The sequence below is a fragment of the Flavobacterium sp. ACN6 genome (assembly GCF_002304005.1).
Classification (GTDB): Bacteria; Bacteroidota; Bacteroidia; order Flavobacteriales; family Flavobacteriaceae; genus Flavobacterium.
This window is the reverse complement of record NZ_MRCQ01000004.1, coordinates 190,765-207,158: the sequence shown is the minus strand read 5'-3', so window position 1 is coordinate 207,158 and position 16,394 is coordinate 190,765. Positions and strand designations below refer to the sequence as shown.

General features: G+C 32.5%; 13 protein-coding genes. 5 read left to right on the top strand and 8 right to left on the bottom strand.

Annotated elements, in window-relative coordinates:
- The first annotated feature begins 18 nt into the window (after positions 1-18).
- Positions 19-1,020 carry a DUF3078 domain-containing protein gene (locus BSF42_RS08260; protein ID WP_095952609.1) on the top strand — a complete coding sequence of 334 codons (1,002 nt, stop codon included), beginning with the start codon at positions 19-21 and terminating at the stop codon, positions 1,018-1,020.
- A 71-nt stretch (positions 1,021-1,091) separates the two neighbouring features.
- On the opposite strand, the gene BSF42_RS08255 is transcribed toward BSF42_RS08260, so the two are convergent.
- Positions 1,092-2,441: a deoxyguanosinetriphosphate triphosphohydrolase gene (locus BSF42_RS08255; RefSeq protein ID WP_095952608.1), complete on the bottom strand. Its 1,350-nt coding sequence runs from the start codon at positions 2,439-2,441 to the stop codon at positions 1,092-1,094.
- A gap of 465 nt (positions 2,442-2,906) precedes the next feature.
- Here BSF42_RS08255 and BSF42_RS08250 point away from each other — a divergent pair, with 465 nt between their 5' ends.
- Positions 2,907-3,203: a type II toxin-antitoxin system RelE/ParE family toxin gene (locus BSF42_RS08250; protein ID WP_216360277.1), complete on the top strand. Its 297-nt coding sequence runs from the start codon at positions 2,907-2,909 to the stop codon at positions 3,201-3,203.
- An 8-nt stretch (positions 3,204-3,211) separates the two neighbouring features.
- Positions 3,212-3,511 (top strand): helix-turn-helix domain-containing protein, encoded by a 300-nt coding sequence (locus BSF42_RS08245; RefSeq protein ID WP_095952606.1) that lies wholly within the window; start codon positions 3,212-3,214, stop codon positions 3,509-3,511.
- Between the two features lie 58 nt (positions 3,512-3,569).
- Here BSF42_RS08245 and BSF42_RS08240 read toward each other — a convergent pair whose 3' ends face one another.
- Positions 3,570-4,151 (bottom strand): outer membrane beta-barrel protein, encoded by a 582-nt coding sequence (locus BSF42_RS08240; protein WP_095952605.1) that lies wholly within the window; start codon positions 4,149-4,151, stop codon positions 3,570-3,572.
- A 146-nt stretch (positions 4,152-4,297) separates the two neighbouring features.
- On the opposite strand from BSF42_RS08240, the gene gldA reads away from it, so the two are divergent.
- A complete protein-coding gene (gene gldA, locus BSF42_RS08235) occupies positions 4,298-5,194 on the top strand; it encodes a gliding motility-associated ABC transporter ATP-binding subunit GldA (protein ID WP_095952604.1) in 897 nt (298 codons plus the stop codon).
- 370 nt (positions 5,195-5,564) lie between these two features.
- Entirely contained in the window at positions 5,565-7,685 is a 2,121-nt protein-coding gene (locus BSF42_RS08230) for an outer membrane beta-barrel family protein (RefSeq protein ID WP_095952603.1), read from the top strand.
- Between the two features lie 349 nt (positions 7,686-8,034).
- Here BSF42_RS08230 and BSF42_RS08225 read toward each other — a convergent pair whose 3' ends face one another.
- The 6 genes from BSF42_RS08225 to metF all read right to left on the bottom strand — a co-directional run bounded on the left by BSF42_RS08225 (position 8,035) and on the right by metF (position 16,315).
- Positions 8,035-9,198 carry a PepSY domain-containing protein gene (locus tag BSF42_RS08225; protein WP_095952602.1) on the bottom strand — a complete coding sequence of 388 codons (1,164 nt, stop codon included), beginning with the start codon at positions 9,196-9,198 and terminating at the stop codon, positions 8,035-8,037.
- Between the two features lie 104 nt (positions 9,199-9,302).
- Positions 9,303-10,532, bottom strand: coding sequence for a DUF4374 domain-containing protein (locus BSF42_RS08220; RefSeq protein WP_095952601.1), 1,230 nt, complete (start codon positions 10,530-10,532; stop codon positions 9,303-9,305).
- A 25-nt stretch (positions 10,533-10,557) separates the two neighbouring features.
- Positions 10,558-12,921 carry a TonB-dependent receptor gene (locus tag BSF42_RS08215; RefSeq protein ID WP_172426658.1) on the bottom strand — a complete coding sequence of 788 codons (2,364 nt, stop codon included), beginning with the start codon at positions 12,919-12,921 and terminating at the stop codon, positions 10,558-10,560.
- A gap of 360 nt (positions 12,922-13,281) precedes the next feature.
- A complete protein-coding gene (locus tag BSF42_RS08210) occupies positions 13,282-14,505 on the bottom strand; it encodes a dicarboxylate/amino acid:cation symporter (protein ID WP_095952600.1) in 1,224 nt (407 codons plus the stop codon).
- A gap of 138 nt (positions 14,506-14,643) precedes the next feature.
- Positions 14,644-15,297, bottom strand: a complete 654-nt coding sequence (locus tag BSF42_RS08205) for a class I SAM-dependent methyltransferase (protein ID WP_095952599.1) — start codon at positions 15,295-15,297, stop codon at positions 14,644-14,646.
- Between the two features lie 61 nt (positions 15,298-15,358).
- Positions 15,359-16,315 carry a methylenetetrahydrofolate reductase [NAD(P)H] gene (gene metF / locus BSF42_RS08200; RefSeq protein ID WP_095952598.1) on the bottom strand — a complete coding sequence of 319 codons (957 nt, stop codon included), beginning with the start codon at positions 16,313-16,315 and terminating at the stop codon, positions 15,359-15,361.
- Between the last annotated feature and the right edge of the window lie 79 nt (positions 16,316-16,394).

Below are 16,394 nucleotides of genomic sequence, written 5' to 3'. Positions count from 1 at the left end.
CCAAAAAAAAATACCAAAATGAAATTATTGCGTTCTACCCTTTTGCTATTATTGCTTTTGAGTACTTCTCATAACTTTGCCCAGATTATTCAAACTACTTTAAGTCCGAATCAAGCTCCTAAGCCGCCTTCGAACTGGACTCAAAAAAATCAACTTGGATTTGATATTTCCGAAATTGCTTTTGTCAACTGGAGCGCCGGGGGAACAAGTTCTATCTCAGGTTTATTTAAAGGTGAATTTGGAAGAACGTATGCTAAAAAAAATCATAAATGGGTAAATGAACTTATCGTAAAGTATGGTTTAAATAAACAAGACGGAACGGAATTAAGAAAAACTGACGACGCCCTTCAATTTAACTCTACGTACGGTTTTAGAAAAGATACTGCTTCTAACTGGTATTACTCTTCTAAATTAAACTTCAATACCCAATTTACAAACGGTTATAATTATCCAAACAGAGATATTGCAATCTCTAAGCCTTTTGCACCAGCTTATATCTTTTTGGGAGCTGGAGCTGAGAATTCAAACAAGGAAAAAAACAGAGTTTTTTACTTCTCTCCTATTACGTTAAAAACTACTTTAGTATTAGATCAATATCTTGCAAACCAAGGTTCTTTCGGGGTTAAGAAAGCGGTTTATGCAACAGATCCGCTAGATCCAGAAAGTCAAATACTAATTGAAGAAGGTCAAAAAGTAAAAGCAGAATTTGGTATACTGCTTACTGCTTACATGAAAAATGAAATTTACAAAAACGTTTTTTATGAAAACCGATTAAGTTTATACACCGATTATTTAAATAAATTTGGCAACGTCGATATAGATTACGACACTCGTTTAGATCTTGTGGTTAATGCTTATGTAAAAGCAAATATCGGTGTGCATTTGATATATGATGACGATATTAAAACCAAAAAAGACGTTGTTGATCCAACTACAGGAACAAAAAGTCAAGTAAATGAAGGCCCTAAAATGCAGTTAAGACAAGTTCTTGGTGTAGGTCTTGTTTATGCTTTTAAATAAATTCAAATTAAAGCAAAAAAAATATCCTCTAAAATGATTTTAGAGGATATTTTTTTGATTTAAAACTAAGGTTAATTCTTTTTTCTTCCGTTAATATTTTCAAATAATTCTAACGCATTTCCATCTGTCAATAAAGAAACATAATGACAAATATGAAGTAACCTTTCATACAAATTACCTTTTTCTAAATCATGCTTTTCTGGAAGCATTTTCAAAATCAATTTATCGTAGTTTGAAGCTGTCCCATCAAATTTATTATTAAATGCGGTAATAAATTTATCCAATAAAGTCTGAATGATTTGATACCCGACAATTTCTTTTTCAATCACTTCACGGCTCTGATAGATTTTATCTACGCTAAGTTTGATAATATCATTCATCTGCGCTTTGTATTTGCTTTTATCTGTTAAAGCGTAAGGAAATTTTCCCTGCAAAATAGCTTCTTCATTTTCGATAAAAACATTTACAGCATCATTGATTAGAGTATTAATCGCTAAAGCTCTTAAATAACTAATACGATCTTCTTTGGTCGACAAATTTTGATATTTCTCTTTCCAGTAACGATTATCTTTTAGCAGATTAATCAAATATTCTAACGCAAAATCTTCAGAAACTAAACCAAGATTTATTCCGTCTTCGAAGTCAATAATAGTATAACAGATATCATCTGCCGCTTCTACTAAATAAGCTAGCGGATGTCTTTCAAAACCAATATCTTCTCCAGATTTATTGGCGATCATTCCCATATCTTTAGCTACTTCTTCAAAAAATAATTTATCGGTTTGAAAAAAGCCGTATTTTTTATCGGCAATATCGTTGGTTGGCCTTTTCGGAAGGCTTTCTTTTGGATATTTCATGAAAGCACCCAAAGTTGCATACGAAATACGAAGTCCGCCTTCAATTCCAGGACGGCTTGCCGTAAGAACCGAAAATCCATTGGCATTTCCTTCAAAATCGATTAAATCCTGCCATTGTTTATCTGTAAGCTGATTTCTAAATTTCTGCCCGTTTCCAATAGAAAAATATTCTCCAATTGCTTTTTCACCTGAATGTCCAAAAGGAGGATTTCCAATGTCGTGGGCCAATGAAGCCGCCGCCACAATTGCACCAAAATCATTCATATGGTAACCGTGAACTTCTTTCAGATAAGGATATTTTTCAATGATTTTCTTCCCAACCAAACGTCCAAGCGAACGCCCCACAACCGAAACCTCTAAACTGTGTGTCAAACGCGTATGTACGAAATCTGTTTTAGAAAGCGGAATAACTTGTGTTTTATCTTGTAAACTTCTAAAAGCGGCAGAAAATATAATTCGGTCATAATCTACCTCAAAACCTAAACGGGTATCATCTTGTTCTACACGTAATCTTTTGCTTGTATCTCCTTGACGTTTTAATGATAAAAGTTGTTCCCAGTTCATTTTTATATTTTAGATTTCTGATATTAAATTTTAGATTAAGGATCTAAACGTCAAAAATACGTTTTATTTTAGGATAATATTGAATAAAAAGTAGTCGTAGATTAATTTGATTTAAAAGATTAATATTTTTTAATCACCACGAATTTCACGAATTTTCACAAATCATTGTGCTTAAATTAATTCGTGAAAATTCGTGAAATTCGTGGCAAAAAAAATCAGAATTCTAAAGCAGTTTTTTAGGAGCAGACATCTTGAATTTCAAAATACCGCTATTCCCGCTATTCACTATATCTTTTCCTGGCTAAAGAAGCCAGAAAAAGGATGTCGCTTCTATCGGGGCTAAGTGAGAATTTTTTATTTTACAAGAATAAACTCACAAAAATAAAATGTGTTATATTTGCAAAATGTTCACTTTTAAGATAACTTTGCATGACAAGAACAATTATTTTTCATGAAAATCATTTCATGGAATTTTATCAAACCCAAAATGAAAAGGTTAAATTAAAAATACAGTATGTTCTTGAATTAATAAAACAAGTTGATCGAGTTCCCGAAAAATTTTTAAAGCATTTATCTGGCACCGAAGGACTTTACGAAATAAGAATTGAAGTTAAGTCTGATATTTATAGAATCTTTTGTTGCTTCGATGAAGGAAAATTGGTGATCTTGTTTAATGGCTTTCAAAAAAAATCACAAAGAACTCCACAAGAGAAATTGGATAAAGCAAAAAGATTGATGACCGAATATTTTAAACAAAAATAAATACCACCATGAAAAATTATAAAGACGTAAAATCTTTCGAAGATCTTATTGACATTGAACATGGAAAGATTGGCACGGAAGGCAGAAACCAATTTGAGGAAAAATCTCAAATGTTCATCATAAGTGAGATGCTGAAAGAAGCACGTAAAGAAGCTAATTTAACGCAAGAACAATTAGCCGATAAAACTGGCACTAAGAAAAGTTACATTTCAAAACTTGAAAATGGAAAAGGCAATGTCCAGCTTTCAACCTTAATTAGAATCTTCGAAATTGGCTTAAACAAAAGAGTCGGATTGACTTTCATATAAAAAAAAGCATCCGCCGCGGCGAATGCTTTTCTGAAATTGAATATATAAAAAACTTAGATTAGAAGTTTTTCGAAATCCCGATACTGAATGTTTTTCCAAAGTTGAAGTAGAAATTACTGTAATCTTCCCCATTGTCATCAAAACTTAATGTTTCGTATCCTAAACCTCCAATACTAAAGTTAAGACCAAAACCTTTTTTCATGTTGATAAAAAGTGCTGGAGTTACATCTACGTATGCACCATCTCCTTTATATCTAACATAATTGTTATTAGTAGTGTAGATTTTGTTCTTTTCAGTTTGGAAACCTGCACCCATGTCAGCAAAAACAGAAAAAGTCTGGCTTAATGATTTTGTGTAACGTACAAAACCTCCAGTTCTAAATTTATTGTCTTTACGTTTTAAATCTGCATTATCAATATCAGATGTACTTAATGAAAGTTCCCCTCCTACTGTCCAGTTTTCGTGAAATTGGTAACCTACTTTAGGAGAAAAATTAAATGTACTTGTTTTGTCTTCACTGAATCTGAATTCTGATTTTTCAGAAGTGTATCCAATGTTACCACCTACTAAGATTGTTCCTTTTTGAGCACTTGCAAAAGTGCAGATAGCTAGGGCTGCTATCACTAAAAATTTTTTCATGATTTGGGTTAAATTTATTTTAGCATTCCTTTAACAATAACGATGCCGTGAATAAAGGGCTTTTTACTTTTTTTATAATTACTTTAAAAGGTAAAATGTAGCAATCGAAACTATTTCTGTTTACTTTTGCAACAAATAAAAAGTCTATGTCGATAGAAGTAAACAGCATATCAAAAAGTTACGGAGAGCAAAAAGCTTTAAATGAAATTTCTTTTAAAATTGAGAAAGGAGAAATCGTGGGATTTCTTGGACCCAACGGAGCTGGAAAATCTACCTTAATGAAAATTTTGACCACTTATTTACTTGCCGATAGTGGCTCAGCCCTTGTAAATGGTCATGATGTCATGTCAGGTACAAAAGACGTGCAACGCTCCATAGGATACTTACCTGAGCATAATCCGTTGTATTTGGATTTGTATGTTCGTGAGTATTTGGCTTTTAATGCCGACGTTTACAATATGCCAAAATCAAGAATTGAAGAGGTAATTGAACTGACAGGACTGACACCAGAAAGTCATAAAAAAATCGGCCAGCTTTCTAAAGGATATCGTCAGCGTGTTGGATTAGCGAATGCTTTACTGCACAATCCAGATGTTCTAATTTTGGATGAACCAACTACCGGATTGGATCCTAACCAGTTAATGGAAATTAGAAACGTGATTAAAAATGCAGGAAAAGATAAAACTGTTTTTTTATCGACACACATCATGCAGGAAGTCGAAGCTATTTGCGATCGTGTCATAATTATTGACAAAGGACAAATTGTAGCCGATAAAAAATTAGATAAATTAATCGCTGCAGATTCGCAACAAGTTATTGAAGTTGAATTTGATTACAAAGTAGAAGAACAACTTTTGGCAAAATTAGAAAATATCTCTTCTTATATTAATACACATGATATGACTTGGGAACTTACTTTTGTTACGGACAAAGATATGCGACCTGCAATTTTTGATTTTGCTAATGAAAATGGCTTAAAAACGTTACAACTGAATCAGAAAAATAAAAATTTAGAAGCTGTTTTTAGAGAGATTACGAAATAAGTTTTCAGTCTCAGTCACAGTTTTCAGAGAAAAGCGGTTTGTTTATAGTTTAAAACAAACCGCTTTTTTAATGTTCTTATTTCTTAGAATCAATCAATTACATTTAAACAACAAAATTAATTCTATTTTTATTTAGACTTATTATAAATAGTTATATCTTTGGCAAATCAAATTCTAAATGCCACAGGTATGTTATTTACACTTCACACCCTCAAAAAAACTATTTCTACTGTTTCAATTTTCGCATTCAATCTACAAAAAAGGTTTTCAGACAAATTAGAACATATTGTACTGCAATAAATTCTAATCTAAAAAAAATTAAAAGATTGCTTTCTAAATCAAGGTTTAGAGAGTGCCAAATTCAAACAAAATGAAAAATTTTATAACATCTATTATGCTTGCTTTTTCGGTATATGGATTTTCTCAAGAGAAAGAAAAAGAAAATGACAGCATTATTGAAACTTCCATAACAGCTTTGGAGGAAATTGTGCTAACAAAAAAGAAAGTTTTATATACGCAAAAGTCAGATCGTCTTGTTTTTAATGTAGAAAACAGCATCGTTTCTGAAGGCGGTACGGCACTTGATGTTTTATCGCGTGCGCCAGGCGTTGTGGTTTCGCAAGACGGTGATTTATCTATCCGCGGACAGCAAGGAGTTGCCGTAATGATAAACGGTAAATTGACACAGCTTTCTCAGAAAGAATTGGCTAATTATTTAAAAGCTACAACCTCATCAAATATTAAACAAATAGAAGTAATTACAAATCCTTCTTCAAAATACGATGCAGCCGGAAAAGCTGGAATTATTAATATTATTCTAAAAAAACCAAATGCATCAGGTTTAAAAGGAACTGCTTTTGCCAGTTATGGAAAAGGAAGAAAAAACAGAACCAATTCTGGATTTAACTTAAACTATAATAAAGATAAGTGGGGTGTTTTTGGGAACTACAGTTATACTTTTAGTGGTGAAGAAGAACATAAAGAATTTAATCAAATTCAATTTACCGATCAGACACGTCAGGAAATTGCCAGTAAAAATCACCAAACCTCTATTACAGACGAACCTTTAACTTCTAATAATTTTAAAATTGGAACCCAATATGAAGTTTCTCCTAAAACGAATTTAGAAGTTTATGTTGATGCGAAAATCGGGCGTTATGAAAATATTGCAAATGGAACAAACACCGTTTTAAACACGGCCAATCAGCCTATTTTTGATGCTTTGACTTATAATGACAGCAAAGAAAAATGGTTTGATTATACGTACGCTTTTTCTGGAGTTCATAAATTTAATACAGAAGGAAAAAATATGTCTTTTGACTTTGAATATGAAACATCAAAATTTAGATCGAATCAATTTCAGAGTGCTGCTAACACCGCTAATTCTACGGTTGTAAATGACCGTCGCGGTTATATTCCGTCTCAGTTAAAAGTTTTTACAGGAAAAGTTGATTTTGTAAATCCTTTTGCAGAAAAACAATCTATAGAATGGGGTTTTAAAGGAAGCATTAAAAATAATGATAATCCTTCTGTTTATGAATATCAAGATAATAATCAATGGCTAATTGATTTTAATTCGACAAACCATTTTGAATACAATGAACAGATTTATGCCGCTTACGCGAATTATAAATATCAGCTGGAAAAACTGAATATTCAAGCTGGTGTAAGAACGGAGTATACAGCGATAAATATTGATCAGAAAACTTTAAATGAAGAGCATAAAGACGATTATTTGAAATGGTTTCCAAGCCTTTCTTTAAAATACGAATTTACCAGTAATCATTCTGCTCATGCTTCTTACAGCAAAAGAATCAACAGACCAAGTCAGTTTGATCTGAATCCGTTCCGCTTTTATGATGACTCTTTTAATTATTCGCAGGGAAATCCAAACTTAATTCCAGAGATTACACACGCAATGGAAATTGGTTACGCTTGGAAAAGTAATTTTATGGCTTCTGTTTACTTTAACAGCACCAAAGATGTTTTCACAGAAGTGTATAACTATAATCCAGATACCAACACCACTATAACGACTCAGATTAATGTGGACAAATCATACAATTACGGAATCAACATTACCAATACGGCAGAATTTTACAAATGGTGGTCTGTAAATACATTATTAAATGTTTTTGAAAATAAATTTATGAGGAATGTATTAAACAGTTCTACAATCGACCCTATAATGACTTTGAATGTAAGTGTTCAAAATTCATTTACTATAACAGATACTTGGAAAGCGGAAGGAAATGCACAGTATCAATCTAAATCGAATCTTGGAGTTTATGAAAGAGACGGCTTCTTTGATTTCAGCATTGGAATTTCAAAACAAGTTTTAGCTAAAAAAGGAAGCATCAAATTGAATTTTACCGATGTTTTCAACACTAATAATTTCTACATCAAATCTGTAATTGCGCAGACTAGTATTGACAAAAGATATGATCTTGACAATCGCATTGCGACAATTGCATTTACATACCGAATTTAAAAGTTTCGTTCTTTAAATACCTTGTTTTTTGTTTTTTTTTGTGTTAGTTAAGAGCCTGTTTCCTTCAAGACAGGCTCTTCTTGTTTTAGATTTTAGATTGCTGATTTTAGATTGTAGATTGCTGATTTTAGATTGCTGATTTTAGATTGGAGATTGGAGATTGGAGATTGTAGATTGGAGATTTTAGATTGCTAATTTTAGATTTTACTTCTGATTTGGAATTTGGAATTTAGGTTTTGGAATTTGAAATTTAGGTTTTGGAATTTGAAATGGAATTTTGAGCATAAAAAAAGTCTTTTTAAAGCTTATTCACTTTAAAAAGACTTTTAAAAATACCTGAAAAACTGTTTTAGTTTTTCTTTGCTTTTTTCGTTCTTCCCCACCAAATATAAAAACCGGTAAGCGGAAGACTGGCACAAATTAAACTTGCAATAAAATAAATAATTTTAGTTGTTAATCCGCCGATTGCGCCCACGTGCAGACTGTAATTAGAACGGCTCATCCAGTCATGGAATTTTTCGTCTCCAATATAATTTCTTGAATTTGGAAGCAATTCTAATGTTTTCTGATCGAAGTATAAATCTCTCCAATTTCCGTTATGCATATCGGTACAGGCATAAAAATTATCTTTTGGCTCGTCTGGAAAATGTATAATTACAGCTTCTTTGTTTTGTATGGCAATTCCTTTTCGAACTTTATTAAATATAATATCTGATGCAGTCAACATGTCATATTTAGGTTTAGAAAGTGTATCTGGTTTAACTTCTGCCACAACTTCCTTTTTTACTTTTTCATTCGCAAAACCTCCCGTAATCCAGTATGTACTTTCTCGTACCCAATGAAAACTCATTATCAATCCAGTCAACGCAATTAAAAAAGCCAGAATGAGTGTGTAAAATCCTAAGACATTATGCAAGTCGTAATTAACACGTTTAAATTTAGCTTTCCATTTAATTTTAAAACTACTGTTTACGGTTGTTTTATTCCATTTTTTTGGAAACCATAAAATAATCCCGCTGATTAAAAGAAAAAAGAAAATCAAAGTTGCCCAAGAAGTTATGGTTGTTCCTATTTCTTTTCCGAGCCATAAATAGCGGTGGCCTTCATCAATTTCATGAAAAAAATCTTCATGATCTACCATTCCGGTTATTTGTCCGTTATAAGGATTTACATAAATCAAAGAATCTGATTCAATATCAACTTTTATTGTTTTATCTAAACCATTATACCATAAACCGTGAATATCTTTTTTGGGAAAAGCTTTCTTAACCAAAGGATAAATTTTAGAAGGTGGTAAAATCTTATCGGCACTTTGGGCTTCTACATTTAACCAAGGCGAAGTCATTGCTTTTATTTCGTGTTCAAAAACCAAAATACATCCAGTAACTCCCATTATAAGCACAACAATTCCAGAAGCTAGTCCCAGCCACAAATGCAGCCAGGCGTTTACTTTACTAAAACGGGATTTTCCTTTAGTTTTTGATTTAGAAGATTGTTTGTTGATAACATTCATTATTTAATTTTTTAGTTCTGCTAATGAAATCGATATTATAAAAAAACCATATAATCACTACCAAAGCAATGATTATATGGTTTAAAAAAATTAAGTTTTTTTTACTATTGTTTCTTTGTCAATCTTGTAATTGCTGGCAAGTCTACACCACCAGTGATTAATGCCCCGGCTTTTGCTTCACCAGTTGCAATATCAATTTGGTATACACGCCCTTCAGTATTCGTTACGAAACTTTTGTAAAGTTTACCGCTTTCAATTAATGCACTTCCAAAACCAAAATAGTTGTCTCCAGAGTGATCAGGCAGTCCTGTAACTTGTGTAATTGTTTTTGCACCAAGATCGATTATTGCACATTTTAAATTAAATGATTTATAATTTAAGAATCCCCAGTTTGGCTGTGCTGCGTCAATATCTGCAGGAATATAGTTAACCAAAACTTTTTCTCCACCTGCTGGGTAAGCAGACAAAACTTTTCCTTTAAGAACACTTGTTTCGATATCAAAGAAATAAGAAGAATCAAATTCTGATTGTCCTTTTTTAATTCTAAGAATTCCTGAGTGAGAAGCTGTAGGTGTGTAACCACATAAAACTGAATTAGATGAGAATGTATAAATATCTCCTGACTCTGTTTGAACCATACCTGTATTAGTATAATATTGACCAATAGCTGTTGTACGAGAATCTTCGATAGTTTTAAGATATTTTAATGATGGATATTCGTAAACTTTTACAACTGCTTTTTCTTGATAAAGTTTCCAATCTTTATCACGCTCAAATGTAGATACGAATAGTTTATCTCCAGAAACGTTTACACTAGTAGGCCATAAAAAGTGTCCATTTGGAATAGCAAAATCATCATAAACACGTTTTGAAATAGTAACTGTAGCTGGATCATAAATTAATAATTCATTTTGAGTTGAACTAGCATCCCATGGAGAGTTGATCATAACTAATTTATTATCATCAGTAGTTCCGTATGCATAGCTGTCTCCTGTAAATAAGTTACTAGTTTTACTTAAATTTCCTTCAGTATTAAGATAATATCCAAGAGATCCTTCTGCATTACCTGTTAAGGCAAAAAATGAATTAGCTACTGGTACAAGTGCACCCGCCTGCTCAATTCCTTTTCCAACCATATTTATTGATCCAGTCATTAGTTCGTCTACAGACTCAAACTGCCAAACATATGTATCGTAATCTGTTGTTTGATAGGAAAGCACATAAGTTTCATCAGCAGGATTTCTTACCTCTGAATTATCATTATCACTGCTGCATGAAAAAAACATAGCTGGCAATACTGCTAAAGCTAAAAGGTTTTTAATTCTTTTTATCATCGTATTCAATTTTAAAATTATATAATTAGTTTAAAAAATATCTAAGTTTAACGGCAAAAGATCTTCCTGGTTTTTGCACTTTAAAATAGTCGTACACTTTTGTATCTGCAACGTTATTACACTCCAATCCAATGTTATACTTCCCATTCTGAAAAGCATAAGATGCACCAATATTTTGTGTCAACTGTTCTGGAATTACATTTCTACTGCTTGGAGCTCCGTTTCTTGTTGATACTAAATAATACTCATCTACATAGTTTGTAAATAAGTTAATCATCAGATTATCGTCTGTCGTTCTTATTTTTCTGAAATTAAAACTAACACTTGCATTTGCATAAAAAATAGGAACATTTGCCAGTTGAGAACCATTGTCATAATTTGGAACATTAGATCCTGGAGGATCAAATTTATTTGTGTCAATTGTTTTCTGATGTGTAGCGTTAACTTCAACTGTCAGCCAGTTCTTATACCCATAATGTAAAGAAGCATCAAAACCCGTAACCCTCACATTGTACTCATTTTCATAAACAGCTTGTACACCAGTTGCATCTATTCTAATAAAATCTTTTGCATCTCTATAAATGAAATTTCCCTGAAAACCAAAAGAATGATTTTCTAAACCTTTTTTATAAGCAAAACCAGCATTGAAATTATCACTTGATTCTGGTTTCAAAGTTGGTGCGGGTTTTAGATTTAAACCATCACCAAGCATTTCTTCTCCAGTTGGTAAACGATATGCATGTTCAAAAGATGTTTTTAATTGTATATCACTTGTAACAAAATAAGCTAATGCCGTTCCATAACCAATATCATCAAAAGAGCTTTTTTGTTGTCTGTAGACATAATTACCATTTACATATTCTAAAATGTTCATACTGGTATCTAAAAAATATTTTTTTCCAAATGCTATGACAGATAATTTTCTATCAAATGCTGCAAGATTGTAAGAAAGCCCTAAAATATTTTTATTAATTATTGGAGAGCCTGGTTTAGTAATAGTTCTAACCTCATCATCTTCTTTTCTTTTCAAAGTATTAACAGAATAATTGAAAGCAAAATACTGCCTTTCATTCAAATCATATTTAAAATTAGTATTGGCCTGAAAAGAGTTATCGTCATATACATAAATAGTTTTTTCGTCATTTAATTCTCCTCCGCTATTACTTACTACACTTGGGGTACGACTACCATCCCATTGATATCTATATGAAGAAGTATCTACAGAACGGCTTTGCACAATATTATAAGAAGCAATTAAGTTTACGGATAAATTTTTAGTAAAAAGACTGTCTTTTTTAAATTTCAAAGAAGGGACAAAAGCTTTACTATCATTAAACGCCTGCCCAACTACTCTCTGCATAGTCGATCCTGTTTGTATTTGTTTATTATTTGCTGAGGCCATCATACCTAGTAACAAATAATCTGCATATTTCTTTCCTTTTACACCAACCTCGGCCATGATAGCTCCCGATTTGTATCCGTCATGAAAGTGTTTATATTCGCGTTCTGGATTAAATGTACCGTTGGGATTTGAAGTAGTAGCGCTAATTTTATAGCTATTATCAGTATAATTACCGAAAGCATTAATGTTAGTAACAAAACCACTTTTACTGGTAAATCTAGTATTTACTGCAGCCCTATGTGTATTAAATGATCCGAAACTATATGACGCATCTATATATCTTTTTACTGACTGGTTGGTAATAATATTCACTGCACCTCCTAAGGCATCACTTCCTAATTCAACTGGCACCACTCCTTTGTAAACTTCTATGCGTTCTGCCATGTTTACCGGAATATTGTTTAATGTAAATGAAGACCCATAACTATCAATTGGAATTCCATCCATAAAAAACTTAACCTGATTCCCTGAAAATCCATTTAATGAGAATTTGAAATCAGAACCCATTCCACCTGTTTCACGAACACGAACTCCAGTAGTAGTTCCTAATACTTGATTTAAGTCTGCAGACGAGTTGTATGTTTTCTTTAAATCAATTGCAGCAATATTAAAAGGCTGTTCTTTAACTCTTTCGATTTTAGACTTTCCAGTTACCTGAACCTCTTCTAAAGCCGCCATGTCTTCCTCAATCGTGATTCTTGGCGCAGTTTGGTTCGATTGCAGATTGATTTTTGTCTGCTTAGATTTGTAACCTACAAAACTTACAACTAAAGTATAATTACCAGGCTCTGCAGTAATTTCATATTCACCATTTTCATTTGTCAATGCAGCGTAGTTGGTTCCCTTTAAGGCAACAGAAACACCTTCTGCCGGCTGTCCATTATCTGCTGCAATAACTCCACTTAAAACTACTTTGCTATTTTGTGAAAAACCTTGAGCCGAAAAAAGGATGATCAACATCAAGATTATAATTCTTTTAATTTGCATTTTTATAAAACGAGTTTTGAATTTAATTTGGCCCAAAATTAAATTCAAAAATGCTTTTACGCAAGTTGTTTTTAACTATTCTAAATAAGAATTATAATTAACGATATAATTGAAGTATTATCAAAAAAGGAAAGATTTCTTAAGATTAAATTAAAATAACATTAAATTCTACTTAAATTTTAATTGTAAAGATTCTAAATAACAAAAATAACTTTGCTAAAAAACCTACAAAAAAATCATAAAAAAGTCTCTGGGACTAAGCATAGACTACGGTTGTGAAAAGGAGTTCAAATATTTTGATTTGACTCGCAAATAGGCATAAGCAAATTTTAGAGTTTGGAATTTAAAATTTTAACCAAGCTACCATTTTGTCTTTTCGGAGAACCTAGAAACCATCATTGAAGAAATTACATCGCCATTTGCATTCAATAAAGTTGCAATTGGATCAACCAGCGTTCCTAAAATCATCGCAACTGGTAAAGCTTGTTCCATTGGAAAACCGTAGACGGTAATCGCTAAAACTTCCCCAATATATCCTCCATTTGGAATACCACCTTCGACAATTGAAACAATAACTGTGATTCCCAATGCTAAAAGAATGGTTGACGGATCTGTAAAATCTTTTCCAAACATGGCAAACAAAAATGTTATTTTTAAGATGGAAGACATGCTCGAACCGTCTTTATGCAAAGGTGCACCAAGCGGAATAACTAAGTTTCTCACATGAGTCGGAATGCCCATTTTTTCTGCAGCTTCCAGATTTGCCGGGATTGTTGCAATACTGCTGCAAGTTCCAACAGCGGTTAACGATGGCGTTAAATTGTTACTCCAAAAAACTTTAAAAGCTCTTTTTCCGCCCGCAGCAAGTGCATATAAACTAAAAAACACAAAGAAATAAAAGATGCAGGCTGTATAATATACTGCCATAGGTTTTGCATAAACGCCAAACAACTGCGGGCCAGAAATACCAACCTGATATGCGAAATAGGCTCCCAAACCAATTGGAGCAAATTTCATTATAATGTTTAATAATTGTTTCATGACTTCGTTTCCGGAATCTAGAAAACTCTTAAAAGCATTTCCTTTTTCACCAGACTGCAATGTTGCAAAACCTATTAAAAAAGAAAAAATAATAAGCGCCAGCATACTTTTTCGAGACAATAATTCGAAAAAATCATTTGCAGTAAGGAGTTTAGCTATTTGATCTCCAACAGATCCAGATTGAACATTTTCAAACGGAACTTTAGTAATCGCTATATCCTGATGAATGGGAAAAAGATAAACGGCAAAAATCATAACAATCGCCGAAATAAGAATCGTAGACAGAAAAACCAAAATCATTACGAAAAACAGTTTTCCTAATTTTTCTGTTCTTTCTAAATTAGCAATTGAAGAACCAATTGTAAAAAAGATAAGCGGAATAATAGCTGTAAAAAGTAAATTCAGGAAAATATCCCCGAGAGGTTTTATGACCAAAACTTTTTCTCCAAAAACCAACCCAAAAACACTCCCCATTATTATACCACCAAGAAGCAAAAGTATACTGCTGTAATTCTGTAAAAAATTGATTTTTTTAACTTCCATAATGACACAACAATTTAGAATTAATTCAGCAACCTTTATTTTTACCACATAGAAACATAGTTTTCTTTGTCCAGAAAGGCGTTTCGCTTATTTAAACAAATAAAAAAATCTATTTTTCTATTTGTTTAAAAATTTCAATTATTTCTCCAAAACAATTGTTGTAAAAGCCCTGTCGACCAATTCGCCGGTTTTGCTTTTTACTTTTTCGGTCTGCGTTTCTGTATACACCATTTTAAAAGGCGTTTTCTTTATTAATTCCTGCGCTTTTTCGGTGCTGTACAATTCAAATTCGAATTGTGTAAAAGGCAGTTTCTTCATGAAATCTTCTTCAGCAAATGTTAGGCAGAAATTTCCATTTGTTTTTAAAACTCTATAAATTTCTAGAAGTAATTTTTCTGGTTCCTGCCAAAAATAAACTGTATTTACAGTGAATATTTTATCGAAAAACTCGTCTTCAAGAGAAATATTATTTCCGTCATAAAGCGAAAAGAAAGCTTGTTTTTGAGAAACAAAATTTCGGTTAATCTGACGTGCTTCCTGAAACATTACTTCAGACATTTCTAGTCCGTAATATTTTAGTTTTTCTGCTTGTTCAAATAGAAATTCGAGATGTCCCGCATTTCCGTGACCCAATTCCAGAATTCTATTTTCTCTAGATATATTTAGATTTTGAATCGAATGGCGTGTCATATTGATGTTCGTTTCGTTCATCATATTCCCCATTTCGATTCCTTTTTCTCCCGTCGGATTTTTTAATTGAGAGGCTATGGCTTGTAGTTCTTCTTGTTTCATAATACAAAAATTAAATTTCAATTAAAAAATTCCAAATTCCAACTTAAGTTTGAACTTAAACTTAAAAAACCTGACTCGCTATCTGGCGGATATTTTCAGATTTTCCCATCGAGTAATAGTGTAAAAACGGAACTCCAGCCGCTTTTAATTCTAATGACTGCTGAATCGCCCATTCGATTCCAACTTGTTTGATTTCAGCGTTATTTTTGCATTTATCTACAGCATCGATTAAATCTTCTGGAAGATCGATTCTGAAAATCTGCGGTAAAACTTGTAAATGTCTTTGAACAGCAATTGGTTTAATTCCAGGAATAATAGGAATTGTGATTCCCATTTCTCTTGCTTTAGCTACAAAGCTAAAATATTTAGAATTGTCAAAAAACATCTGTGTTACCACATAATCTGCTCCTGCATCAACTTTTTCTTTTAATCTTTTTAAATCTGATTGTAAAGATGGTGACTCTAAATGTTTTTCTGGATAACCTGCAACACCAATACAGAAATCAGCTTTGTTGTCGATATCCATAACTTCATGCAGATATTTTCCGCAGTTCAAATCGTTAATTTGTCGTACCAAATCGATTGCATAATGGTTTCCGCCAACCTTTGGAACAAAAGACTGTTCGTCTTTCATAGCATCACCGCGAAGTGCCATTACATTGTTGATTCCTAAATACTGACAATCTACCAGCATGTATTCGGTTTCCTCCTGCGTAAATCCGCCGCAAAGCAAATGCGGAACAGTATCTACATTGTATTTATGTTTTATAGAAGCGCAAATTCCAAGCGTTCCCGGACGCATACGAGTCAATTTTTTATCCAAAAGTCCGTTACCGCGATCAATGTAAATATACTCTTCGCGAGAAGTGGTTACATCAATAAACGGCGGTTTAAACTCCATCAACGGATCGATATTATCGTACAATTCCTGAATGCTTTTCCCCTTTTGAGGCGGAATAATTTCAAATGAAAATAATGTTTTTCCCTTGGCGTTTTCTATATGTTCTGTTACTTTCATTTTAAGTCTTAAAGTTTGAATGTCGAAAGTCGAAAGTCCCGTCCTTTGAGACTTTATGACTTTTGACTTTATGACTATA